Raw genomic sequence first — 25,644 nt, forward strand, 5'->3', positions numbered from 1 at the left:
AACAGGCTCAGGTAGCTGATTGCCACCCGTATGCGGTCTAACATCTAAAGGTTGTGACGGCGGGTGCCCCGTATGAATTCGGCCTTCCCCCTCATGGATTTGTGATTGAATGCCCACAAAATTACCATTTTTCGCATAACTGATAAAAACGTCTTCTCTGTCATCGGTAGTAAATTTGTACACATCTGCTGTACTACCCGCATATCGTAAGCCTTCTGATGCTTGATAGACCGCCAATGAACGGACTTTTTGCGTCTCCGCTTCTGAAGCGAGTTCCATCATCCTTACAGGAACTTGGTCTTGCCCACTCTCCGTTGAGGTATGATAGCCGACCACTTGACCATCTTCATCGATTCCCATACGTATTCGAGTGGTCGCGGTTTCATTAGCAAGTGCTTTTTCTTTTAAGTCATCGTAAGTGAGCAAATCGCTAGGGTCACTCGATTCTGTACGCGTAAACATGCCCACATACCCCATACTCACAACGATACTCAATGCTGATAAGACTGAAGGGGTATTTGCAATGTGTGAATGGGATGCACTGGATGAAAAGTCATCGCTAAAATCATCATTCGAAGATTGCCACGTATTTTGACTCTGTACAGCACCGCCGGATACCGCCATTTGCTGAAGGAACATTGTTGCTAATGAGATGAGTATAAAGGGATTCGCTTCAGCCGTCGAAATACCAAATAAAGAGGCGATGGAGAACTCAGCAGGTTTAGCCTGCTCGGACGGTATGAGTTTGGGTTGAACTTGGTAAACGGCTGTAGAACCAAAGTAGTTACTGATTTCAGGATTTTCGCCCGCATCGGTATTACCTTCACCGCGTAACACAGATTTGGCAAATACAGGCTCTGCTATCCGCTTAATCGCAATCACACGGCGATGGTCATAAGGAAACAACAAGGGATAACCGTTATCCCGTTGCTGGTAGTGGGCTGAACGGCTAATTTGCCCCGCCGTCATGCGATGGACAGTGATGGGCACATTGGGGTTAAAGGCCCCTGCTCGGTTATTTTCACTCAGGAGATAACCCTGTTCACGGCAAAAATCACTCAGTGCCTTATCTTTGCCTTGGATTGCTGCCGGAGGTAACATCGCGGTGAGGGTATCCGCCAAAGGTTGCGGCTCAAGACTCAGAGTATAGGGGCGTGCGGTTAATCCTTCCGCTTTAATCAACCCCTGAGGGTCGCTGCTGCCTTGTAACGTGCGGCCTGTCCCTCGCTCCGCGAGTGTATACGGCACATTGGCTAAGGGTTGTCCCTTGTCATCCACCAATTGCAGCTCTAACCAAAATCGGTAGTTTTCACAGATAATGCAAGATTCGATTTTCTGACTCATGACGGCTCCGTTGTCGTGGTTAGCCAGCCTTGTTGCTGCGCATAGTCCGTAAACTGGGTAAGGGTGCGCGTGTTAATGTCGCCCGCTTGCGAGGGATGCACGTGTAACCAATCCACCAAACGTTGGTGAAGTTGACCTTCTGGCATGTCGAGGGTAATGGCTGTCTCAGACTGATTTTCCCACAGCTCACACGCCATATTTTCCGCTAATAGCAGGATAAACTGCGCCGAGCTTTCCCACGCGGCTTGTAAGTGCTCACCCATCATGAACGGACGCCGTTGCAATTCAGATATCGGTAAGGGATTATGACGCGTGGGCGATTCAAAAAAAGCAGGGGCACTTGCCGTCTCTAACATCACCTCATGGACAGGCGTCATCAGCACAGACCAATCCATTTCACGCATTTTAGGAATAAGGACATTCGCAATGCGCGTATCCATTAAGCGCAGCACCACGAGTTCGTCGTTAAGTGTCACCAATTGGCGGTTTTGCCAATGACGTAATTGGTATTGCCAATCCAGCGAGCTACGATACGCCCAGCCCCACGAGTTATCACTGAAGCCTTTACGGTCAAGCAGTTGCCCTAATGGGGCATACGCACTCGGTTTTAACTTCACAAGCCACGGACTCTGACCGATTAAATGGGCCATCGCAGTGCCGTTGTAGAGAGGGAATGCCTGTTCAACCCAATCGTTGGCAAACAATAAATCGGTGGGGTTCGGTGTGGCTAACATGTTAAGCAGCAAATACACTGGGTCAGTATTCGGCTCGGTTAACCATTTTGTCCAATCCGTTGATTTCATCACTGCCCTCCATTGGGTTTAATCACCCAACTACCCGTGGCCTGGGCTTGCATCGCGCAATAGGGTTTAATCGGGTAAGGTGGTACTGCAAAAGGGTCAACCCCATCCGGCAATTGAATATTCACCGCTTGCCCTGAGCCTCCCGCACTGTCACCAATGGCCACATTGCCTGACGTAAACACATTACCCGGCGTCACCCGCACAAAACTGCCGCCCACTTTAAGTGTAATTTCCGTCGCTGCATCAATCACCACTTTGCCTTGACTGGTGATGTGGGTCTCTTGACCACTTTCACTCACCAGTGCACCACTGATGTGCTGATGATAACTGCCGAGCACTTGTTCAGAGAGGTCACCTTCTGTCAGGGCCTTGTGCGTGCCTTTAACGTGAAGATGGTCATCTCCTTGAATATCGGTAAAACGGTGTTGGTCAATACGCTGTTTGACATCATGTTGGACATGGGTATGGCTATCATGTTGAATATGCACATTCATGTCGCGCTGAGCATGGATATAGACTTCCTCTTGCCCCGCTTGATCTTCAAAGCGCAATTCGTTAAACCCCTCACCTTTATGGGTACAGGTTTTAAAGGTGGTACGCGTTTTTTGTGCGGGTAAGTCTAGCGGTGGCGCATTGCGTCCATTGTACAAGCACCCCGTGATGACGGGTCGGTCAATATCACCATTCAGGTAACTAATTAAAACCTGCTGCCCAACATGGGGAATGCTCATAAACCCATAGCCGTTACCACTCCAGCCGTGCGTCACGGGCACCCAGCAAGACGCACTGTGGTCAGATACGCCGCGCCTATCCCAATGGAAATAGACCGTCACTTCCCCTTTTTTATTGGTGTAGATTTCTTCCCCTTCCGGCCCCACGACTGTGGCGATTTCATCGCCATCCGCAAGAGGTTTATAGTGGTAAGGTGGACGCCATTCTTGCGTGCTGGGAATAAAAGAGAGTTGGTTACTCAGTTGGGTGCCTTCACCGCCACTGTTATCCGCAAGGGGTTGCACGCCGTGGTGAGAGACACTAATCACCTGCCATGTCGTATTCATGCGTGCACTCGGGTGATGAGATAAGGTAAAAATACGCCCCGGGGCTAATTCAATACAGTTCGTCGTTGCCGAGCCTACTTGCCGCTGGTTTTGTGATTGTTCGTAGCGAAGTTGATTCAGTGGTTTACCTTCAGCATCTTCTTGAAAACGCCCATAGCTTTCAAAGACTTCGTGTTGTTGGTGAACATCACCGGTAACTTGGTGCCTCAAGGGGTAAGATGGTCTAAGTTGATTGTAATCTTTATCCACACGAATATCGCTACACAGCTGCTCGGCATAACGCCATGTGGTGGCAGTACTGTCGGTAATATCCGTCTCAAATTGCGGATTATAGGTAAGCGATATCCCCGCTTTCATGCCTAAATGGCGGTCACTGTAAAACAGTTGAGGACCCTCTTCGAACCAAAAATTAATCCCTTCTTCTGCCGCAAGTCGGCACCAAAATGCATACATCGTTTCGCGTTTTTGTGTGAGATATCGACGCTCTAGGTGCTCCTCGGCATGGTAGAAGCCGTTGTCATGTTTAACACGGGCTTCATCCAACAACGTTTTCAGTACCTGAGGCACCGTCATATTTTGAAAAATACGGCTGTCTTGCTTGAGTGTCATTACCCACATTTCAGGGCGTATCACAAAGTGATACCAGGTTTTTACCCCATCCGTATTCCCTTGCTCTGCACCTGCTAAGATACCTTGTACCGTGCGAAGAATTTTTCCATCTCGCTTTACTGTCAACGAAGAAGCAGCCCCCAATAACGTTTGAAAATCAATCTCGGGTAACGGGCTGACCGCCTGAATCGACAATGAAAAGAGTTGGGAAAGCCCTTCTTGCAAATCAAACTGGGTCACCTGAAAGGTGTTTTCAGGCAGCCCGCCGATAGTGCAAGTGAAGACTAACCCAGTCCCCGTTTCACCATTGGCTATCTGGTCTAACAGCTTGCCATGCGCTTCTTGCAGGGCTCGGTCTTGTGCATAGGTTCTGCCAACGCCCCCCGTGTATCCCCCGCCATGAATGAGCGCGTTATTTTCAGGGTTGCCAAGTCTTCTATTTTTGTTAGGATCTATCAAAGACATGTGAATTTTCTCTACGGGAAAAAAGACTAAAAACACAAACGAGCCCCGAAAGGCTCGCTAGAGTATGGCTTACGCTTCGAGTGGCGCACGCCAGTCATCGGCACCGGATGTGCCAGCAACGGTGTGCTCCCAGTCTACTTTACGGTAAGACAGGGACACTTCAATCAGTTGGGTAAAATCAGACTTTGCAGGGTCTTGGCAATGTGGCATTTGGCAATCGATGTTAACGATAGTCGCATCCGTTAGTGTGGTGGTGAAGAAATGCTCTTGTTTACCTTCTACCGAGGTACGGTACCATTTCAATTCTACTTTTGGCAGCATTTCGCCAGATGCTAACGCGTTATACAGTAATGGCACGGATTTATTCAACGCGACAGTAAAGCGGAAAGGTTTATGTGCACGTTGGCCTGAAGGTTGACCGGATTGCGGGTCTGTCGGGACGGTGACCACGTGAGAGAACTCTTGCACCAGCATTTGGTCTTCATGACCTTGTACAAAAATATTCCCCACCGATTCTGCTGTAAATGCACCCGCAGTGATGTTGCCTTGGGTTTTTCCTTCAATGGAAATATAACATGGAGTTGGCATAGCGATATCCTTTATCAAAAATGACAAGTTGAGTTAGGTAGATATAATTACCTATTAATTTAAGTCATCTCAGCCAGTGCGCACGGTAAGATTGGCATAAAGGATAATAAAAGCTTATGAGTGGGTTGTAAATCTATCGACCTTGCCGCATCTCCCTAGGATAAGTGACTTAGCGTAAACCGGTTGAAACACCGCCATATAACTCTAAAAAAAGCACTAAAACCGAGTAATATCAGAACAATCATCGAGCAAAGAACGAGCGAAACTGCAATAAGCCCAGTAAGTTCTAATGTACATGAAAATAAACTATGTAACGAAGTATTACAAACTTAAAAACACCTTCTAATCATTTGATTTATATCAATATAACACCAATTAATAATAAAAAACCTTAATATCATGATTATCAAAGCAATATAGCTCGATATATTAAATATAAAAATTAAAATATTTTAGAATTTAATATCGAAATCAGAAAAAAATCAAATTAGTATGTAAGTTTAACCGTTTTTAACGACGTTGAGTTCACGGTATTATTCAAAAAACAGGCAAGCTAAAATAAGGGATATTTAATCGATAGTACAACAAGGGAAATCAATGCCAAATCAAAAAGTCGTTTTTACTTAGGTGATGTTAACTTCATGTGCCATTCGTTCACCTAAGACACGAATAACATCAGCTTCAAGCATACGACGGACTTCTATTTGCCCTTTTTTCTTTCTTGCTCCTGCAATGATTTTACCGTCTTTACCTTTACGATCTTCAATACGTTCAATTAAGTAAAGCTCAATAAGATCTTTAACTGTCAATTTCGTTTCTAGTGGTTCTAACTGAACTTGCTTTTGGTGCTGTTTTTCTTCTTTTAGCTCTGTAGCGGGACATCGTCCTAATTGGCGTAATTGTTTTAATTCTTGTAGCTTAACTCTCGCTTCACTCAACGATATTTGAGGAAAATTACCGATTTTTATCTGTACAAGTTTATGTGTAACTGGGCTACTATATCGATAAATAAATGTCTTAATACCAGTCGCACCACAAGATACTCGTAAACCTGTGTTTTCGCCTGTATCAGTCCTAACATTACAGTTAGGTTTCATCGCTTCAATGGCTTTTGCGGATAAGGGCTTAGCTTGTGTTTTTTGGCTCATAGGTATTACCTTGTTTAGCGCTGACTATAAGATAATTAACGATTTTTAGTAAAAAGTGTAGGTTGCTAGTTTTGTTATGCTCATTATACCATGTCACCATCAACAACCTACACTTCAACCTACACTTTTATATGAGATTCTGTGATATTTCATAAGACATCATGTTATTACATGAGACAACAAATAAACACAGAAGCAAACAAATTCAATAAGTTAAGATAGATAACCTTATGACAGACAACCGGAATTTAGAATCACACACCCCAATGATGCAGCAGTATTTAAAACTAAAAGCACAACATTCAGACATACTACTGTTTTATCGTATGGGTGATTTTTACGAATTATTTTTTGATGATGCCAAAAAAGCATCACAGCTACTTGATATTACGCTAACTAAACGAGGTCAATCAGCAGGCCAGCCCATTCCGATGGCGGGGATCCCCTACCATGCAGCTGAAAATTATCTGGCCAAATTAGTCCAACAAGGTGAGTCCGTTGCTATCTGTGAACAAATTGGAGATCCTGCCACCAGCAAAGGTCCCGTTGAACGCCAAGTTGTACGTATTGTCACTCCCGGCACCATTACAGATGAAGCTTTATTAAATGAAAGACAAGACAACTTATTAGCAGCGATTTGGCAAGACGCTCAAGGCTATGGATTTGCCACTTTAGACATTACCTCAGGCCGTTTCATTATTAGCGAAATTGCCGATGAAGAAGCATTGCAAGCACAGTTGCAGCGTACCCGCCCCGCTGAACTTCTCTATCCAGAAGACTTTGCGAGTATGCCATTAATAGAGCGCGGCAAAGGGTTGAGACGTCGACCATTATGGGAATATGAGCTCGATACGGCTAAACAACAGCTTGGCTTACAATTTGGCACCAAAGACTTAATTGGTTTTGGTGTAGAAAATGCAAATAGAGCCCTTAGAGCAGCGGGTTGTCTATTGCAATACGTCAAAGATACCCAGCGAACTTCACTGCCCCATATTCGCAGCATTATCATGGAAAAACAAAATGATAATGTCATTCTAGATGCGACCACGCGCCGTAATTTAGAATTAACCCAAAATTTGGCTGGAGGAACAGAAAATACCCTCGCGTCAATATTAGACATGTGCGTAACCCCAATGGGTAGCCGCATGTTAAAGCGCTGGATCCATACACCGCTGCGTAATACTCAAATACTCAATAACCGCCAACAAGCTATCGGTGCCTTACAAGAACAGGGTTCTGAATTACAACCTTTCTTGCGCCAGATTGGCGACCTAGAGCGCGTTCTTGCACGTCTTGCACTACGTTCCGCTCGTCCTCGTGACCTAACTCGTATGCGTCATGCTTTTCAGCAATATCACGATATCCATCAAATTTTAGGCCAATCGAACAGCACCTACTTACAAGAATTACAAAGCCGCATTAGTCAATTTGATGAACTACAAGCATTACTTGAAAACGCAATTATTGATGCGCCACCGGTATTAATTCGAGACGGCGGTGTCATTGCTCCGGGCTACAACAGTGAATTAGATGAGTGGCGTGCATTGGCTGATGGTGCTACCGATTATCTTGATAAGCTGGAAATTCGTGAAAGAGAAAATTTAGGGATAGACACTTTAAAAGTCGGCTATAACGCCATACATGGCTACTATATTCAAGTCAGCCGAGGACAAAGTCACTTAACGCCAATTCACTATGTACGTCGTCAAACATTAAAAAATGCTGAACGCTATATTATTCCTGAATTAAAAGAACATGAAGATAAGGTATTGACCTCAAAAGGAAAAGCATTAGCCATTGAAAAAGCGCTTTATGATGCCCTGTTTGATATGCTGCTACCACATTTAGCCGCACTACAAACCAGTGCCGAAGCACTTGCTGAACTTGACGTGCTCGTTAATCTTGCCGAAAGAGCTGAAACGCTCGGTTACGCCTGCCCACAACTCACCGACAAGCCCGGTATTCAAATCACCGAAGGCCGTCATCCAGTGGTTGAACAAGTCCTTAGTGAACCGTTTATTTCTAATCCATTATCTTTATCGCCGCAACGCCGCCTTTTGATCATTACGGGGCCAAATATGGGCGGTAAAAGTACTTATATGCGTCAAACTGCATTGATTGCGCTATTGGCTTACATTGGTAGTTTTGTACCAGCAAGCAAAGCTATTATTGGCCCTATTGACCGCATATTTACCCGCGTAGGCGCATCAGACGATCTTGCCTCTGGGCGCTCAACGTTTATGGTCGAGATGACAGAAACCGCAAATATTTTACACAATGCCACTGAGCATAGTTTGGTATTGATGGATGAAATTGGTCGAGGAACATCAACTTATGATGGCCTATCGCTTGCTTGGGCTTGTGCTGAAAATTTAGTTAATCGTATCAAAGCGATGACTTTATTTGCTACTCACTATTTTGAATTAACCACCTTACCAGAAAAATTGGAAGGCGCTGTCAATATTCACCTCGATGCGATTGAGCACGGTGATACTATTGCTTTTATGCATAATGTCCAAGAAGGCGCAGCAAGTAAAAGTTACGGTTTAGCCGTAGCTTCGCTTGCAGGTGTACCAAAAGAAGTCATAAAACGCGCAAAACAAAAACTCAAAGAACTCGAAATTATTTCTAGTAGTGCGAATACAAGCCATGTTGATAGCGCACAATTAAGTTTCTTAACCACCAAAGAAGAAGAGCCGTCTCCGGTAATCACCACTTTAGATGAAATTGATCCCGACAAGCTAACACCGCGCCAAGCGCTTGATTGGCTCTATCGTTTAAAGGAAATGAATAAGTAATATGGATGAGTACGCTGAATTATTAGCGCCGATCAGGCACTTTTTGCACTGTGAAACGCCTGACTCATGGGTGTTTAAAGCTAGCCGTCCCGAAAACTTACCCATTATTTTAAAAGATCATCTTTTATGTGAGCTTAAAGCAGCCCAGAGTGCGATGTTTTTAATTCGAAAATATGCGGTAGATAAAGATAGCGCTGCTATATTACTTGAATGGTTCAAACCTTATGAATCATTTGCTTATGATAAAATTGGTAACATTGATACATTAAGAAATAAAAACCAGATCTCAAAACAAATACTCGCAAGAAAGCAGTCGGCCTATAGCCAAGATCTGATTGATAAAATGGTATTATTAATTAAAGAAGAATTACATCACTTTTACCAAGTGTTGGAGATAATGCATGAACGAAATATTCCCTATGACGGCATAACCGCTGGACGTTATGCTAAAGGGTTATTTAGTCATATTAGTCCCCATGACCCAAGTACATTGGTTGATAAACTAATTATTGGTGCCTATATAGAAGCTCGATCCTGTGAACGATTTGCAAAATTAGCCCCATTTTTAGATGAGAAGCTCGCTGATTTTTATACTTCGTTATTGCGCTCAGAAGCACGCCATTACCAAGATTATTTACAATTAGCTCAATTAATTAATAAGCAGGATATTACTGAGCGAGTGCATTATTTCGGAGTTATCGAAGCAGAGTTAATTTCGACACCTGATAGTGACTTTAAATTTCACAGTGGTGTGCCTATTGATATTAATATCGGAAATTAGGCAATAAAATAAGTAAGATAAAGTAATTAAGTAAAAATAAGTCCCCGCAGTTAATATAACAACGGGGACTTTTAATTTCTAAAAAGCATCCTACAAATTGAATAATGATTCCAATGTTAATTCTTCATTATGCAATATGTCTTTCAGACGCCTTAAACCTTCAACCTGAATTTGTCGAACTCTTTCACGAGTGAGCCCAATTTCGCGCCCAACCTCTTCTAAAGTTTCAGCTTCATAACCTAAAAGCCCAAAACGACGTGCTAAAACTTCTCGCTGTTTTGGATTCAGTTCAAATAACCATTTAACAATATTATCTTTTAAATCATTGTCTTGAATTGTATTTTCTGGACCGGAGTCATTTTCATCAGATAAAATCTCAAGCAACGACTTTTCTGAATCCCCTGCAACTGGCGTATCAACCGAGGTGATACGTTCATTCAGACGCAACATACGGCTAACGTCTTCAACAGGTTTATCTAGCTGCTGTGCGATTTCCTCAGGACTCGGTTCATGATCTAACTTTTGAGCTAATTCACGAGCAGTTCGAAGGTAAATATTAAGTTCTTTTACGATATGAATTGGAAGACGAATAGTTCGGGTTTGATTCATGATCGCACGCTCGATGGTTTGACGTATCCACCAAGTTGCATAAGTCGAAAAACGAAATCCCTTTTCTGGATCGAATTTTTCGACAGCACGTATCAACCCAAGATTCCCTTCCTCAATCAAATCAAGTAAGGCAAGTCCTCGGTTATTATAACGACGAGATATTTTTACAACTAAACGAAGATTACTTTCTATCATACGCTGACGTGATGGAATATCACCGTGTAAGGCCCTTCGGGCATAGAAAACCTCTTCCTCAGCTGTCAAGAGCGGAGAGAATCCAATTTCACTGAGATAAATTTGGGTCGCATCCAAAACACGTAGAGTCGTGCTCTGGTGTAAATCCATTTCATCTTCTAGCTCAGAAATCAGATCCTCTTCTTTAAACTGACTCTCGTCAAAAGCATCATCCGCATTACTTTCATCGAGGTCATTGTATAACTCGTTAACTTTCAGTGAACTTTGGCTCATCAGTGACTCCTACCCTAGATAATGCGGACAGAATGTCAAAGCACTCTGCCCAGTTTATCGTTGCGGTAAGTAACGCAACGGGTTTACTGATTTTCCCTTGTAACGAATTTCAAAATGTAATCTGACTGAGCTTGTGCCAGTACTACCCATCGTCGCTATTTTTTGACCCTCAGTAACATCCTGTTGATCGCGCACCAGCAACGTATCGTTATGTGCGTAAGCACTTAAGTAGTCATCGTTATGCTTTATTATTATGAGATTTCCATATCCACGCAGTGCATTACCTGCATAAACGACTTTTCCTGGAGCAGAAGCAAGAACAGCTTGACCACGAGAACCTGCGATATCGACGCCCTTATTCCCGCCTTGTGCATCAGAGAAACCTTCAATCATTTTCCCATCAGCCGGCCAACGCCATTTTATTGACGAATTATTAGTGCTACTTGCTGCTGTTGAAGCAGTAGTCGTCGTGTTATTTGTTGTCGTTGAAACTTGCGTTGCAGGTTTCTTATTATTCGGCAACATTTTACCTGAAGTTTGACCACCACTATTTTCAGGATACTCATTAGTTGTTCGAAGATCAACCGCTTGCTGATGACTATTTGATGAATTTGAGGCGATTTGAGTGTTCGAGTTCACATTTGTGTTACCAATATTGATAACTTGCCCGACATTCAAACTATAAGGCTCTGCAATACCGTTTTTAGATGCTAACTCTCGGAAATCATTACCAGTTATATAAGCGATGTAAAATAAAGTATCACCGCGCTGAACGGTATAGCTATTACCGTTATAACTTCCTTTAGGAATACTGCCATAATCACGGTTATAGACAATGCGTCCATCAGTCGAGGTATTGATTTGGCTTGATGCCCTATTAACTGATTGAGTATTGCTCGACAGATTAGGTCGAGAAGAAGGCATTGCCGTACTCATACCCGTGTTCGACGTCGTATTAACGCTCGTTCTTTGAGCGGTCTGTTGGCTAGATTGCCCGTCATTCACACTCGAAATTGGCGCAGCAGTATGATATGGGGTTGAACACCCAGCTAATAAAACTCCACTAAATGAAAAGATCACTGCCCATCGAGCTCTGCTTATAGGGCTAACAATTTTCATGCATCTTCTCCCAAGAAGAAAAATCTGATGTGACATTTAAGCTCATGTCAGCAGCATAGAGATTCTTAAAATATTTTGCTTATTAAAGCAGAAATACAAAATAATGAACAAGTTAAATATATCAAAAATATAACAATTTGAGATTATGACTCAATAATTTAGCCAAATAGTTCAATTTAAGACAGCTAAAGTAGCATATTTAGACTAGTTTTGCTGCTGATGTGAGTTTGTTTAACTTTTAGGATTACTTTTTTTCGAGTTAAACCTAAAAATACGACAAACCCAAATAATGAGGATACGCTAGATTAAATCGCCAGCGATAAGAGGAACGAAACGTACTTTTTCAATCACATTACTGTGATAATCATTTCCGCGACGTGTAATCAATTTTAAAGCTTGCTCTTTATCGCCTACCGGTAAAACTAAACGACCACCGTCTTTCAGCTGATTTAGCAATAATTTAGGAATTTCATTCGGTGCAGCCGTTACAATAATGGCATCAAAAGGGCCTTTGGATTGCCATCCTTCCCACCCATCACCATGACGAGTCGAAACATTATGCAAATCAAGCTGTTTTAAACGACGCTTAGCCGTCCATTGTAAGCTTTTAACACGCTCAACAGAAAATACATGGTGGGCTAAATGCGCAAGTACGGCGGTTTGATATCCTGACCCAGTCCCAATTTCAAGCACTTGATCATTAGGCATTAATGCAAGTAATGCCGTCATTTTCGCAACAATATAAGGTTGAGAAATAGTTTGTCCATGACCAATAGGTAATGGAATATTATCATAGGCTTTATGAGATAGAGCTTCATCAACAAACCGTTCACGAGGAACTTGTGATATCGCATCTAATAGGCGCTCATCGTGAATTCCCTGTTGGCGCAGTTGTGCCAAAAGATCTTTCATGAGCCCTGTTTTCATTTTACCGTCACTCCTGATTTTCCCAGCCACTCTTCAATTAACGAATGCGCCTTATATGCCGTCAAATCGACTTGCAGTGGTGTGATTGAAACATAACCCTGTTGTACCGCTTCAAAGTCAGTACCCGGCCCTGCATCTCGAATTTCGCCAACAGGCCCCAGCCAATAGAGCATGTTACCTTTTGGATCTTCAAGATTATACACTTCTGATGCTGCATGGCGACTACCACAATGCGTCACTTTTATACCCTTAATCTCGTCATAAGGCACATCAGGTACATTAATATTGAGAATATTGCCCGCACGCAACGGATTTTTCTGCAACATGGCTAAAATATCACAAGTGACTTTAGCGGCAGTTTCATAATGAATTTCACCATCTAACGAAACCGCAATAGAAGGCAATCCTAAATGACGCCCTTCCGTTGCCGCTGCCACCGTTCCCGAGTAAATAACATCATCGCCCAAATTAGGGCCACAGTTAATACCTGAAACCACAATGTCAGGTCGAGGGCGAACCACTTTATTCACACCAATATAAACGCAATCTGTTGGTGTTCCGTCTAAAACAGAAAGATCCCCATTGCTTAAGGTTTGAATTTTAAGTGGTTTATCTAATGTCAATGCATTAGATGCACCGCTACGATTGCGATCAGGGGCGATCACCTGAACATGATAATGTTGACGTAGCGCCGCCGCTAATGTTTGAATTCCTGGTGCAGTAACACCGTCGTCATTACTCAATAAAATCTTTAGCATCAACACTGTCCTGATTGTCCTGACTGATAATTTCTCGCACTAAACTGGTTGCAAAACTGCCTGAATTTAGGAAAAAGTGCAATTTCAGCGTTGAGTCATCCAGCCATTCCCACTGTAAATTTTGTGGTTTTATGATTATGGCTCTTCTTGCGGGAGATACACGCTCACTTTTCATCAGTGCAAGAAAAGGCTGATAATTTTCCAAACACTGAGTTTCAAATGCTAAGGCATCATCCTGCGTACCCAACTCGCCATCACCGGGTAGTGGTGCGGTGACACTGAGCTCAGATGATAACAAGCGTGCTTGAAGTGCCGGCAGTTCATCAGCGGTTGCAACAAACCAACTTCCTCGCCCTGTTAGCTGTAAAGCATCGCCTAATAATGCCTGCTGAGCAGTATTATTCTCAATACGTTCACTTGCAATATAATTAAACATTGCACTACGCGCAGCAGATAAATAAAAGCTACGTTTACTCCGTTCGCGAACCTGAATCTCTTGGTTTGCCCAACGAAGTGCTTGAATTAAATTTTGGCCACCACGACCAAAACGCTGTTCGCCAAAATAATTAGGAACACCTAATGAGGCGATTTTTTGTAGGCGTTGTTCAACATCATCAGGCACCGAAATATTGCGCAGCGTTATTTCAAACTGGTTTCCTTTCAAGGTACCAATACGCAATTTTCTTTTTTGCCTTGTTGTTGCAAGTACTCGGCAACCTTCTAGCTGCCACACAGAAAAGTCAGGCGTTTCTTTACCTGGCATTTGTAAACAAAACCATTGTTCAGTCACTGCATGCCTATCTTTTAGGCCGGCATAGCTAACTGATTTAGCAGAAATTTTAGCAAACTTTGCCAATTGCTCTGCAACAAAAGAGGTATTACAGCCGATTTTTTCGACGCGAACCATCACATGCTCGCCATCGCCATCAAGCTCAAAACCTAAATCTTCTTTTACAATAAAATCTTCAGGAATACTTTTCAGTGTACCTAAAGAAAGTGGTTTACCATGCAGGTACTGTACATTCATGAGTGTCATTACTGTTGTCTTTAACTAATAAAACGACTGCCGCACAAGCAATCCCTTCTTTACGACCCACAAAACCAAGTTGCTCTGTTGTGGTCGCTTTGACGTTAACATCGTCCATGTGGCATTCAAGATCTTCAGCGATATTGACCCGCATCTGTGGAATATGTGGCAACATTTTAGGTGCTTGAGCCATAATTGTAATGTCAATATTGCCAATGCTATAACCTTTTTCACGAACCCGGCGAAATGCTTCTCTCAATAGTACACGGCTATCAGCCCCTTTATAAGCAGGGTCAGTATCTGGAAATAATTTTCCAATATCGCCAAGTGCTGCGGCACCTAGAATAGCGTCAGTCGCGGCGTGTAATACAACATCACCATCAGAATGTGCAAGTAGGCCTTGCTCATAAGGTACACGAACACCAGCGATAATAATCGGACCTTCACCACCAAATTTGTGCACATCAAAACCGTGTCCAATTCTCATTTTCTTTTCCTTATTATTTAATTCTTGAAAGATAAAATTCCGCCAGCGCTAAATCTTCAGGTTGCGTTATTTTTAAATTATCCGCTCTCCCTACTACCAATTTAGGCTGATAACCACAATATTCGAGCGCAGAAGCTTCATCAGTTATGATCGTTTTTTCTTTCAAGGCCTTGCTTAGACAGTCACGTAACAACAACAACGGAAAAAATTGTGGCGTCAATGCATGCCAAAGTGCTTCACGCTCAACAGTATGATCAATAAGCTGATCAATTTTCACACTTCGCTTCATCGTATCGCGAACAGGTGCTGCGAGTATGCCACCACAGCAATCTTTGTTAGTTGCTAATTGAATAATTTGGTTCAAATCATCTTGATGAAGACAAGGGCGAGCTGCATCATGTACTAACACCCAGCTATTGAGATAATCTGCATTTTTTGCTAGAAAATCTAAACCTGCCAGAACCGAATCCGCCCTTTCTTTACCACCAATAACCGTGATAATACGAGCCTCTTTTGCGATTTCAAGTTGCTGAAAACAATCATCTTCAGCACTCAGCACGACAATAATACATTGAATTAAAGGATTTAATAGCAGCGCATTAATCGTATGCTCAATAATTGTTTTACCTGCTATCTGCAAATATTGTTTAGGACAATCAGCATTCATCCGGCTACCGATACCCGCAGCAGGAATTAACGCGACAATGGGTGAGGCACCATGAGTTGTTGGATTTATCATTATTTATTTGAGTCTTACATCAGAAATTATTAGGCTAATGGGTATAGTTACAGGTAATACAATCTGGTATCAGGTCACTGGGATGAATTCTGGTTATTATTTTCTTTGACCATTCGATAGAATGATTCCCCAGGTTTTAACATACCTAATTCGCTTCGGGCTCGTTCTTCTATTGCATCTTGACCATCATTCAAATCATTGATTTCAGCAAATAGCTGCTCATTACGCATTTTTAGGCGTGAATTAACGATTTCTTGAGCGGCGACATCATCTTTGACGCGAACATAATCATGTATGCCATTTTTTCCTAGCCATAAGGAATACTGTAACCATGCTAATATTGCGATTAACAGTAACGTTAATTTGCCCATCTTGCCCCCTAAAATGATTTGCTAATCATCCCATAACTGAGCCCATGACGCTACTGTGATACAAATATTGTGGTAAAAAGTCAGAATAATTCAGGTAAGAATAGGTTATATATCATCCAATTTTATAATTAAATAAAAAAAGATGATATTTTTGCCCAATCAATAGGTGGCTTGAATGATATTTTTACGAACGAGTAAATCCACTATTTGAGAAACAGAATCGATAACTGGGTTCAGTCCATCTATCTGTAATTCAGGATTTTCAGGCGTTTCATAGGGGGAATCAATACCAGTGAACTGCGTTATTTTTCCTTCTCTTGCCTGCTGATATAAACCTTTAGGATCGCGCTGCTCACAAATTTCAATAGGGGTAGCAACATGCAATTCAAAAAATTGGTCTTGTTCGAATAAATCACGTACTTTTTGCCGATCAGCCTGATAAGGTGAAATAAATGCAGTAGCAACAACTAAACCTGCATCTACCATCAACTTTGCCACCTCACCTATCCTTCGAATATTTTCTTGTCTATCTGACTCACTAAAACCCAAATCGCCACATAATCCATGACGAATATTATCACCATCAAGTAAATAGGTTTTCACACCCATTAATGCTAATTGATGCTCAACAGCACCGGCGAGTGTTGATTTTCCTGAGCCTGATAGACCGGTAAACCATAACACTGCGCCTTTGTGTCCATTAGTAACCTCACGATGCTGGCGAGTCACAAGATGAGGATGCCAAACAATATTGTCATTTTTTTGTGTCATTGACGTTATTTCCCACCAAGTACATCACGCGCACCCCAATGCGGGAAATGTCGACGGATTAGCTGATTAAGTTCAATCTCAAACTCACTAAACGCACTTTTTTGTTCAAAGAATTGTGTTTGTGTATCGCGTACCAGACCGGCGCCCACCGTCACATTGGTTAAACGATCGATTAAAATCATCCCTCCCGTTTCGGCATTACGTTGATAGTTCTCCAACAATAGTGGTTCATCAAATGAAAACTCGACTAAACCAATCCCATTTAACGGTAACTCTGTGGAAACCTTTTGAGTCAAATTATTCACATCCACTTGATATTGAATGTTTTCGACTTTTGCACGGCTACGTTTCCCCGCGATTTTAATATCTAGTTGTTGCCCTTGTACTAAAGGTTGCTCAGACATCCAAACGACATCAATTAATGCGTGCTGAGTACTTTGCAAAGATTCATCTTCAGCCACAATTAAATCACCACGGCTAATATCAATTTCATCGTCAAGTACCAAAGTAATCGCTTCCCCCGGTACAGCAAAATCTTGTGTACCCGAAAATGTGACTATTTGTTTGATTTTGGAAATTGATCCTGCGGGTAATATTTTAACCTTTTGTCCAACACGCAAGATCCCCGAGGACAATGTACCGCTATAGCCTCTAAAATCTAAATTTGGTCGATTAACATATTGCACAGGGAAACGCAGAGCTTGTTCAGATGCATTTTGCTTCACTTGCACAGTTTCTAAAATATCAAGTAACGTTTCCCCCTGATACCAAGGCAACCTATCACTTTTATCGACAATGTTATCGCCATCAAGAGCTGATATCGGTACAAACCACACATCCAATTCTACAGGCAGCTCGGTGACAAATTTTTGATAGTCTTGTTTGATTTTTTCAAAAGCTTCTTGGCTGTAATCCACCAAATCCATCTTATTCACTGCAACAATTAAATGGCGAATTCCGAGCAATGTACTAATAAAACTGTGACGACGAGTTTGCTCTTGTACTCCTTTTCGAGCATCGATCAACAAAATAGAAAGTGAGCAAGTTGATGCACCTGTCGCCATATTGCGCGTATATTGCTCATGTCCTGGGGTATCGGCGATAATAAACTTACGTTTTTCTGTTGAAAAATAGCGATAAGCCACATCAATAGTGATCCCTTGCTCACGTTCAGCCGCAAGACCATCCACTAGCAACGCTAAATCTAATTTTTCACCCTGAGTGCCAATACGTTTACTGTCACTTTGCAGTACGGATAGCTGATCTTGATAAATTTGGCGGGTATCATGTAATAAGCGGCCTATGAGCGTGCTTTTACCATCATCCACATTTCCACAGGTGAGAAATCGTAGTAAACCTTTTTGTTGTTGAGCGAGTAAATAAGCCTCAACACCACCTTGTAGTTCAATTTGTTGTGCAATAGATTCGTTATAAGCAACTTGTGCCATGATTTTGCTCCCTATTCCGTTGATAACTCAATGCCCGCAAAGACTAAATACGCTTGATCATTAAAAGTACCCTTGGCGCTTTTTCAGCTCCATGGAAGCGGATTGGTCACTATCAATTAAACGCCCTTGGCGCTCACTTGTGGTTGAAATCAGCATTTCTTCAATAATTTCTGGCAGAGTTTGCGCATTTGACTCCACAGCTCCAGTGAGTGGCCAGCAGCCTAAAGTACGGAAACGTACTTTTTGCTTAGCGATCATTTCACCTGATTTCAAATCAATACGATCGTCATCGACCATCAATAAAGCACCATCGCGTTCAATTACAGGGCGCTCTTTAGCGAAATATAAAGGAACAATATCGATATTTTCTAAATAGATATATTGCCAAATATCCAGTTCTGTCCAATTAGACAATGGGAAAACGCGAATACTTTCCCCTTTATTAATTTGGCCATTATAGTTATGCCATAACTCAGGGCGCTGATTTTTAGGATCCCAACGATGAGACCTATCTCGAAACGAATAAATACGCTCTTTGGCTCGTGATTTTTCTTCATCACGACGCGCACCACCAAAAGCAGCATCAAAACCGTATTTATCTAACGCTTGCTTCAACCCTTCCGTTTTCATGATATCAGTGTGCTTAGCACTACCGTGAATAAACGGGTTGATCCCCAATCTTTCCCCTTCCGGGTTACGGTGAATCAATAACTCAAAACCATATTTTCGCGCAGTCTCATCACGAAACTCATACATTTCACGAAATTTCCATCCTGTATCAACGTGCAATAATGGAAAGGGTAGCTTGCCGGGATAAAAGGCTTTACGCGCTAAATGCAACATCACAGATGAGTCTTTACCTATCGAATAAAGCATCACTGGGTTAGCAAATTCTGCGGCAACTTCTCGAATAATATGAATACTTTCGGCTTCTAATTGCTGTAAATGTGTCAATCGTTTCTCGTTCATGATGGCCTCCTTAATTAAGCCAATTCCAGCACGGCGCTGCGCCATCTGATGTCTTCAGTTTGTTGACCAAACCACACAAGTTGATGATGTAATGCGGCGACCTCGCCAATAACGATTAATGCGGGAGCAGGGGCTTGCTGCGCTAATGTATCCAATTCATGAAGTTGCCCCGTCACCACCTTCTGGTTACGCCTTGTCCCGCAACCAATAACAGCAATAGGTGTTTCTCGATCACGACCAAAGTGAATCAATTGCTGACTAATATTCGCCGCCTTGACCGTTCCCATATAAATAGCAAGAGTTTGATTTCCGCGAGAAAGCGCCTGCCAATCTAATTCGGCACCCTCATCGCGACAGTGACCGGTAATGAAAGTGATGCTTTGAGAATATTCACGATGAGTCAGCGGTATTCCCGCATAAGCAGTTGCACCAATTGCCGCCGTCACACCTGGCACTACTTGAAATGGAATACCGGCTTGAGCTGCAACTTGTAGCTCTTCCCCACCGCGCCCGAATACAAATGGGTCGCCACCTTTCAAGCGAACTACTTTTTTACCTTGCAGAGCATATTTAACGATCAATTCATTGGTTTCTTCTTGAGAAACCGAGTGATTACCCGCGCGTTTACCGACACAAACTTTGTCAGCATCACGACGAACCAGTTCTAATATCTCTTCGCTAACCAAGTGGTCGTATAAAACCACATCAGCACTTTGTAAGACGCGTAAGCCTTTTAACGTTAACAAACCCGCATCACCTGGACCGGCGCCCACTAAAATAAGCTCTCCGCTGTTATCTTGCTGATAAAGCTGACGTTCTAGTTGCTGTTCGGCTGCGCCCAATTGCCCATTTTCAACCAATGAAGCAAAGTGGCCACTAAAGCTTTTTTCCCAGAAACGTTTTCTTTCTCGTAAATTAGTTAAGGACTCTTTCACCTTGCCACGCCAACGGCCGGCAATTTCAGCCATTTTGCCTAAAGATGTCGGCAGCATAGTTTCCAATTTTTCTCTAAGAAGACGCGCTAATACCGGGGCTGTTCCGCCAGAGGAAATTGCGACAATAACGGGAGAACGATCAATAATGGATGGCACAATAAACGAGCACAGCGGTTGATCATCAACGACGTTAGCAAAGATTTTTCGCTCATTTGCATCATGAAAAATTCTCTCATTCAATTTTCCATCATCCGTTGCAGCTATGACTAAATAAGCATCATTTAAATGATGTGATTGATAGTCATGTTGCAGCCAAATAAATTTCTGTTGTTGATATTCTTGCTGTAACTGTGGACACAGCTCTGGAGATACAATAACCAGTGCAGCATGAGCTTTCAGTAATAGCTCCGCCTTGCGAGCAGCCACAACACCACCGCCAATAAGTACGACTTTACGGGTTCGAAGATCCACAAATAACGGTAAGTAATCCATATTGCTCATCCATAGTTATATGCTGTTATATATTTTTTTTATAAGTTAATTGATTTGACTATATGGCCTGAAGAGGCCGGTTTGAAATGCCAAAAAATCATTACTTGTAACTCAAAAGCATAAGCAAATAAAAAATCATTAAGATCGGCTAAAAAACATTAAAATAGATAAAAAGAACAAACTAATATCAAATATCATCATTTCTTGATAATAAAAAAATCAATATAAAAAAAGAGATAACTTAATTTAGAAATACAACTATCTCTTTGTAATTAAACAAATATTATTAATGATATATAAATTAGTAGATCGCCTGTAACAATAACCCTATTACAGACTAATTTTCATGAAGGCCACATTCACGTTTCAAACCAAAGAAACGTGTATCTTCCTCACTCATTCCTGCTTCCCATTTTCGCGTCGTGTGGGTATCACCAACAGATAAATAACCTTGGTCCCATAAAGGATGATAAGGCAATTGATGCTGCGTTAAATATTCATAAACTTGCTTATTATTCCAATCAATCACAGGTAACAATTTAAAAATACCACGTCCAATTCCCAGCACACAGAGAGATGCTCGACTTGCCGACTGCTCTCGTCTTAGCCCTGAAAACCAACTTTCGGCTTGTAATTCCTGTAACGCTCTATCCATCGGCTCTACTTTATTCAATTGATTGTAACGCTCAATTCCTTCTATTCCTTGAGTCCATAGTTGCCCATGAATCGCTTCTTGCCACGCAGGTGATAGCGTCGAGCGATATACTTTTAAATTTAGCTTTAACCTATCAGTCAGCTGCTCAATAAATTGATAAGTTTCTGGAAATAAATACCCCGTATCCGTTAGTATTACAGGAATATCAGGCATGACCTGCGTCACCATATGCAAAGTCAATGCAGCTTGAATACCAAAACTTGAACTCAACACAAACTCTGTCGGTAAATATTCAGCTGCCCACTCAATACGTTGTAGAGCACTCATCGATTCCAACTGCACATTGAATGCAGATAAATTTTGAATCTGCTGCTCTTTACTTAAATTTTGTATTTCAGCTAATTGAAGCCGAGTCATACCGCCTCCTTGACCTCATAAAAATCAACTGCGGAATTGAGCACAGGCTTCACAATACCGGAACGAATAACAAAATCGCCAAATCCTTCCTCTGCTTGCCGCTCTTTAGCCCAACGTCCGATGAGTTCGTCTAAAATAGATAAAATTTCCGCACTGGTAATATTTTCACGAAATAATCGAGGAATACGTGTTCCAATACGATTACCGCCTAAATGCAGGTTATACCTATCCATAGCTTTACCAACTAGCCCCACTTCTGCCAACATTGCGCGACCACAGCCATTTGGACAACCCGTAATACGTAGAACAATATGTTCATCCGCAACATGATGGAATGCCATTATTTTTTCGATATCGTCCGTAAAGGCAGGTAAAAAGCGCTCAGCCTCTGCCATTGCTAATGGACAAGTCGGAAATGATACGCAAGCCATTGAATTTTCACGTTGGTGACTAATACCGTCACTCATTAATCCATGAGAACGCGCGATTTGTTCAATCAACGCTTTATCTTCTTCAGGCACACCCGCCACAATTAAATTTTGGTTTGCCGTTAAACGAAAATCCCCTTTATGAATACGAGCAATCTCTGCGACTCCAGTCTTTAGCGGCTTATCCTCCGTATCAATTAATCGACCATTTTCAATAAATAGAGTTAAATGCCAGCGATTATCAATACCTTTTAACCAACCAATTTTGTCGCCACGATCAGTAAATTCATAAGGCTTGATAGGTTCAAAGATCACCCCAGAACGCCTTTCAACCTCAGCTTTAAATGTCTCAACACCAACACGCTCAAGGGTATATTTGGTTTTCGCATTTTTGCGTTCTGTTCTATTTCCCCAATCACGCTGCGTAGTCACAATCGCTTGTGCAATCGCTAATGTTTTATCCAATGGAATAAAACCAAACTCACTGGCTAGACGAGGGAATGTCGCCGTATCGCCATGAGTCATCGCCAACCCGCCCCCCACAAGGACGTTAAAGCCAATGAGTTCACCCTCTTTGGCAATAGCGATAAAATTCATATCGTTTGCATGAAGATCCACATCATTCAAAGGCGGGATCACCACCGTAGTTTTAAATTTACGAGGTAAATACGTTTGTCCGAGTATCGGCTCTTCATCCGTGGTCACGATTTTTTCTTTATCGAGCCATATCTCTGCATAGGCTGTAGTGCGAGGCAAAAGATGCTCAGAGATTTTTTTCGCCCATTCATACGCTTGCTGATGCAGTTCTGACTGAACAGGATTTGAAGTACAAAGCACATTACGGTTAACATCATTGGCGGTCGCTAAGGCATCCAGCCCAACATGGTTTAGCATTTGGTGAGCGGGTTTCACATCCCCTTTTAAAATCCCATGAAATTGGAATGTTTGTCGGTTAGTGATGCGAACACTGCCATATAATGTGTGTTCTGTTGCAAATTGGTCAATATCAAGCCATTGCTTAGGTGAAATGATTCCACCCGGCAAACGACAACGCAACATCATCGCATGACGCGGCTCTAATTTTTGCTCGACACGTTCCGCACGAATATCACGATCGTCTTGCTGATACATGCCATGAAAGCGGATCAATAAAAAATTATCCCCCTCAAAGCCACCCGTTAAACCATTTTTCAAATCGTCTTTGATAGTGCCACGCAAATAATTACTATTTACTTTCATACGTTCACTATCGGCAAGTTTACCTTCAACAACTAAGGGCTTATCTTGTAAGGATTTTTCTTGTTCATTGCTCATTAATAAACATCCCTCTGATAACGGCGCGTCACACGCAGCTCACTTAAAAATTCATCAGCTTGCTCGCTATCCATGCTTCCATACTGACTGATGATATCCAATAAAGCCTGTTCTACATCTTTTGCCATACGGTTGGCATCACCACAGACGTAAATATGGGCACCTTGTTCTAGCCAGTCCCACACCTCTTTACCTTGTTCCCGCAACTTATCTTGTACATAGATTTTTTGAGCCTGATCTCGTGACCAAGCGAGTGAAATGCGAGTTAGCAAACCATCTTTAACGTAGCGTTGCCACTCGACTTGATAGAGAAAATCATCAACAAAATGTGGATTACCAAAAAACAGCCAATTTTTACCCGTTGCGCCGTCGTTATCTCTTTGCTGTAAAAAGGCGCGAAAAGGCGCGATCCCCGTTCCTGGCCCTATCATGATAACGGGTTTAGATTCATCACTTGGCAAACGAAAATTATCATTGTGTTCAATGAAAACACGTAATTCATCACCTTCATTCAAGCGATCAGCTAAAAAGCCAGAAGCACCGCCAGTACGTGCTTTTCCATCAATGTCATAGCGAACAACACCGACAGTTGCATGTACTTCATCTTCTGACTCTGCTTGTGATGATGAAATTGAATATAAACGCGGTGTTAATGGACGCAGGAGATCAACAAACTCTTGAGCCGTTGGTTGTGCCGCAGCTTGGCGAACCATATCCACAATCGGCATTGTTTGCGCATAATGTAAGATGGCTTTTTTATCGCTAATCAGTGCTAGAAGTGCATCATCCTTAGACAATTGCGCATATTTTTCGACAATAAGATGCGTATTTTGAGTTAACTCTAATTGGTAAATTAATGCATCACGTAAAGAATGACGTTGCTTGCCAATAAAAACGTCTTCATCGCCTTGTAACCACAATAATGCCACCAGCTCATCCACTAATGCTGGATCATTATCAAACCATACACCAAGTGAATCACCCGGTTGATAACGTAAGCCTGAATCACCCAAATCAATCTCAATATGCCTAACATCTTTTTGAGAATCACGACTGGTTATTTTTTGATTACTGAGTAATGACGCAGTTAACGGTGCAGTTTTACTATAAGGTGATGAATGAATTTCATTCACGCTCCCTGCTTGCGTCGTCAATAATTGGCTTGCACTTTGCGCCGGCACTCTTGCTTTTAGTATCTGAGTTAAATTATCGACCCACTCATCAGCAATAGCTTGATATTCTACATCTGCATCAATCCGCTCAAGCAATGACGTTGCACCTAACTGAGCGAGTTGATTGTCAAAATCTTTTCCTGCTTGGCAGAATTTTTCATAAGAAGAGTCACCAAGCGCAAAAATGGCGTAGCATGTTTCTGCTAAATTTGGCGCTTTCTTTGAATAAAGATATTTATACAAAGAAACAGCTTCTTCAGCAGGCTCCCCTTCACCTTGGGTCGACGCGACTATCACAAGCAACTTTTCTTTATCTATCTGTTTAAATTTATAGTCACCTGCATTTACCAAGTTAACGTTAATTTTTTCATTAATTAATCGCTCTCTAAGTTGTTCAGATAAACGGCGGGCATTACCTGTTTGCGAGGCTGAAATAATAGTGACCGTTTCTTCAGGTGCGATAGGTGCATTGGCAGCTGTATCAACGCTTGGCGTTTGATTTACCATTCCCCACAAATAACCCGACAACCAAGCTAGCTGATGAGATGAAAAATCATCTACCGCAGTCTGTAAACGCGTAAGTTGCTCTACCGATACAGGCAATGCTGATATCGGGGACTGTTTTTTCGTCATTATCCTTTAACCTCAGAATTACTCATCATTGAATATGACCCAAATAATTAAGTTGCATTAACCCGCAAGTTCCACCATCAACTTAAAAAATTTATAACTTGTTGTTTATTTTTTATCTTTAAAATTTAGGTTTTGGACAAACAGGTTATAACAACCCATGATATTGATATAAGACACTCTAGCCATATCTAATAGCTAAAAAGCCTAAAGACTATATTCGATGATTGATATCGATAAAAAAGGTTAGTAATAATTTGGCAAATAAAGATATTTTGAAGGGAAATTACCGTACAATGCGCTATTTATTATCA

At 42.0% G+C, this 25,644-nt stretch carries 22 protein-coding genes; 2 read left to right on the forward strand and 20 right to left on the reverse strand.

What is annotated here, in order from left to right; all coding sequences use genetic code 11:
• The 5 genes from DD649_RS17860 to DD649_RS17880 all read right to left on the reverse strand — a co-directional run.
• Window positions 1-1,344, reverse strand: a 1,344-nt coding sequence (locus DD649_RS17860; protein WP_294110170.1) for an S-type pyocin domain-containing protein, incomplete at its 3' end; no start/stop codon positions are given.
• Window positions 1,341-2,147, reverse strand: a complete 807-nt coding sequence (locus DD649_RS17865) for a DUF4123 domain-containing protein (protein WP_336431015.1) — start codon at window positions 2,145-2,147, stop codon at window positions 1,341-1,343. The genes DD649_RS17865 and DD649_RS17860, both read right to left, overlap by 4 nt.
• Entirely contained in the window at window positions 2,147-4,279 is a 2,133-nt protein-coding gene (tssI, locus tag DD649_RS17870) for a type VI secretion system tip protein TssI/VgrG (protein ID WP_336431016.1), read from the reverse strand. The genes DD649_RS17865 and tssI overlap by 1 nt, the downstream gene beginning before the upstream one ends.
• A 69-nt stretch (window positions 4,280-4,348) precedes the next feature.
• Window positions 4,349-4,867 carry an Hcp family type VI secretion system effector gene (locus tag DD649_RS17875; RefSeq protein WP_294110176.1) on the reverse strand — a complete coding sequence of 173 codons (519 nt, stop codon included), beginning with the start codon at window positions 4,865-4,867 and terminating at the stop codon, window positions 4,349-4,351.
• Window positions 4,868-5,490: 623 nt separating this feature from the next.
• A complete protein-coding gene (locus DD649_RS17880) occupies window positions 5,491-6,015 on the reverse strand; it encodes an Arm DNA-binding domain-containing protein (protein WP_336431017.1) in 525 nt (174 codons plus the stop codon).
• A gap of 230 nt (window positions 6,016-6,245) precedes the next feature.
• Here DD649_RS17880 and mutS point away from each other — a divergent pair, with 230 nt between their 5' ends.
• Both mutS and miaE read left to right on the forward strand, forming a co-directional pair.
• Entirely contained in the window at window positions 6,246-8,813 is a 2,568-nt protein-coding gene (gene mutS / locus DD649_RS17885) for a DNA mismatch repair protein MutS (protein WP_294110178.1), read from the forward strand.
• 1 nt (window position 8,814) lies between these two features.
• Entirely contained in the window at window positions 8,815-9,594 is a 780-nt protein-coding gene (gene miaE / locus DD649_RS17890; protein ID WP_294110181.1) for a tRNA isopentenyl-2-thiomethyl-A-37 hydroxylase MiaE, read from the forward strand.
• Between the two features lie 90 nt (window positions 9,595-9,684).
• Here miaE and rpoS read toward each other — a convergent pair whose 3' ends face one another.
• The 15 genes from rpoS to cysJ form a co-directional block, all read right to left on the reverse strand.
• Window positions 9,685-10,671 (reverse strand): RNA polymerase sigma factor RpoS, encoded by a 987-nt coding sequence (gene rpoS, locus DD649_RS17895; RefSeq protein ID WP_294110183.1) that lies wholly within the window; start codon window positions 10,669-10,671, stop codon window positions 9,685-9,687.
• A 54-nt stretch (window positions 10,672-10,725) separates the two neighbouring features.
• Window positions 10,726-11,790: a murein hydrolase activator NlpD gene (nlpD, locus tag DD649_RS17900; protein ID WP_294110185.1), complete on the reverse strand. Its 1,065-nt coding sequence runs from the start codon at window positions 11,788-11,790 to the stop codon at window positions 10,726-10,728.
• Between the two features lie 300 nt (window positions 11,791-12,090).
• Window positions 12,091-12,717, reverse strand: coding sequence for a protein-L-isoaspartate(D-aspartate) O-methyltransferase (locus tag DD649_RS17905; RefSeq protein ID WP_294110187.1), 627 nt, complete (start codon window positions 12,715-12,717; stop codon window positions 12,091-12,093).
• Window positions 12,714-13,475: a 5'/3'-nucleotidase SurE gene (surE, locus tag DD649_RS17910; RefSeq protein ID WP_336431018.1), complete on the reverse strand. Its 762-nt coding sequence runs from the start codon at window positions 13,473-13,475 to the stop codon at window positions 12,714-12,716. Before surE ends, DD649_RS17905 begins: the two co-directional genes overlap by 4 nt.
• A complete protein-coding gene (truD, locus tag DD649_RS17915; RefSeq protein ID WP_294110189.1) occupies window positions 13,453-14,511 on the reverse strand; it encodes a tRNA pseudouridine(13) synthase TruD in 1,059 nt (352 codons plus the stop codon). Before truD ends, surE begins: the two co-directional genes overlap by 23 nt.
• Window positions 14,477-14,989, reverse strand: a complete 513-nt coding sequence (gene ispF, locus DD649_RS17920; RefSeq protein ID WP_294110191.1) for a 2-C-methyl-D-erythritol 2,4-cyclodiphosphate synthase — start codon at window positions 14,987-14,989, stop codon at window positions 14,477-14,479. Before ispF ends, truD begins: the two co-directional genes overlap by 35 nt.
• Before the next feature lie 13 nt (window positions 14,990-15,002).
• Complete coding sequence (ispD, locus tag DD649_RS17925; protein ID WP_294110193.1) at window positions 15,003-15,728, reverse strand: 2-C-methyl-D-erythritol 4-phosphate cytidylyltransferase; 726 nt, start codon at window positions 15,726-15,728, stop codon at window positions 15,003-15,005.
• A gap of 74 nt (window positions 15,729-15,802) precedes the next feature.
• Complete coding sequence (gene ftsB, locus DD649_RS17930; RefSeq protein ID WP_336431019.1) at window positions 15,803-16,099, reverse strand: cell division protein FtsB; 297 nt, start codon at window positions 16,097-16,099, stop codon at window positions 15,803-15,805.
• 159 nt (window positions 16,100-16,258) lie between these two features.
• Window positions 16,259-16,870 (reverse strand): adenylyl-sulfate kinase, encoded by a 612-nt coding sequence (cysC, locus tag DD649_RS17935; RefSeq protein WP_336431020.1) that lies wholly within the window; start codon window positions 16,868-16,870, stop codon window positions 16,259-16,261.
• A 5-nt stretch (window positions 16,871-16,875) separates the two neighbouring features.
• On the reverse strand, window positions 16,876-18,318 hold the full coding sequence (gene cysN / locus DD649_RS17940) for a sulfate adenylyltransferase subunit CysN (protein ID WP_294110199.1): 1,443 nt from the start codon (window positions 18,316-18,318) through the stop codon (window positions 16,876-16,878).
• 60 nt (window positions 18,319-18,378) lie between these two features.
• Window positions 18,379-19,287, reverse strand: a complete 909-nt coding sequence (gene cysD, locus DD649_RS17945; protein ID WP_294110201.1) for a sulfate adenylyltransferase subunit CysD — start codon at window positions 19,285-19,287, stop codon at window positions 18,379-18,381.
• Window positions 19,288-19,301: 14 nt separating this feature from the next.
• Entirely contained in the window at window positions 19,302-20,714 is a 1,413-nt protein-coding gene (cysG, locus tag DD649_RS17950; RefSeq protein ID WP_294110203.1) for a siroheme synthase CysG, read from the reverse strand.
• A 337-nt stretch (window positions 20,715-21,051) separates the two neighbouring features.
• Window positions 21,052-21,786: a phosphoadenylyl-sulfate reductase gene (locus DD649_RS17955; protein ID WP_294110206.1), complete on the reverse strand. Its 735-nt coding sequence runs from the start codon at window positions 21,784-21,786 to the stop codon at window positions 21,052-21,054.
• The gene (gene cysI, locus DD649_RS17960; RefSeq protein ID WP_336431021.1) at window positions 21,783-23,528 is read right to left on the reverse strand and encodes an assimilatory sulfite reductase (NADPH) hemoprotein subunit; all 1,746 of its coding nucleotides are present in this window, start codon (window positions 23,526-23,528) and stop codon (window positions 21,783-21,785) included. Before cysI ends, DD649_RS17955 begins: the two co-directional genes overlap by 4 nt.
• A complete protein-coding gene (gene cysJ, locus DD649_RS17965; RefSeq protein WP_294110210.1) occupies window positions 23,528-25,333 on the reverse strand; it encodes an NADPH-dependent assimilatory sulfite reductase flavoprotein subunit in 1,806 nt (601 codons plus the stop codon). Before cysJ ends, cysI begins: the two co-directional genes overlap by 1 nt.
• Between the last annotated feature and the right edge of the window lie 311 nt (window positions 25,334-25,644).

It is taken from the genome of Providencia sp., from assembly GCF_003533305.1.
Classification (GTDB): Bacteria; Pseudomonadota; Gammaproteobacteria; order Enterobacterales; family Enterobacteriaceae; genus Providencia.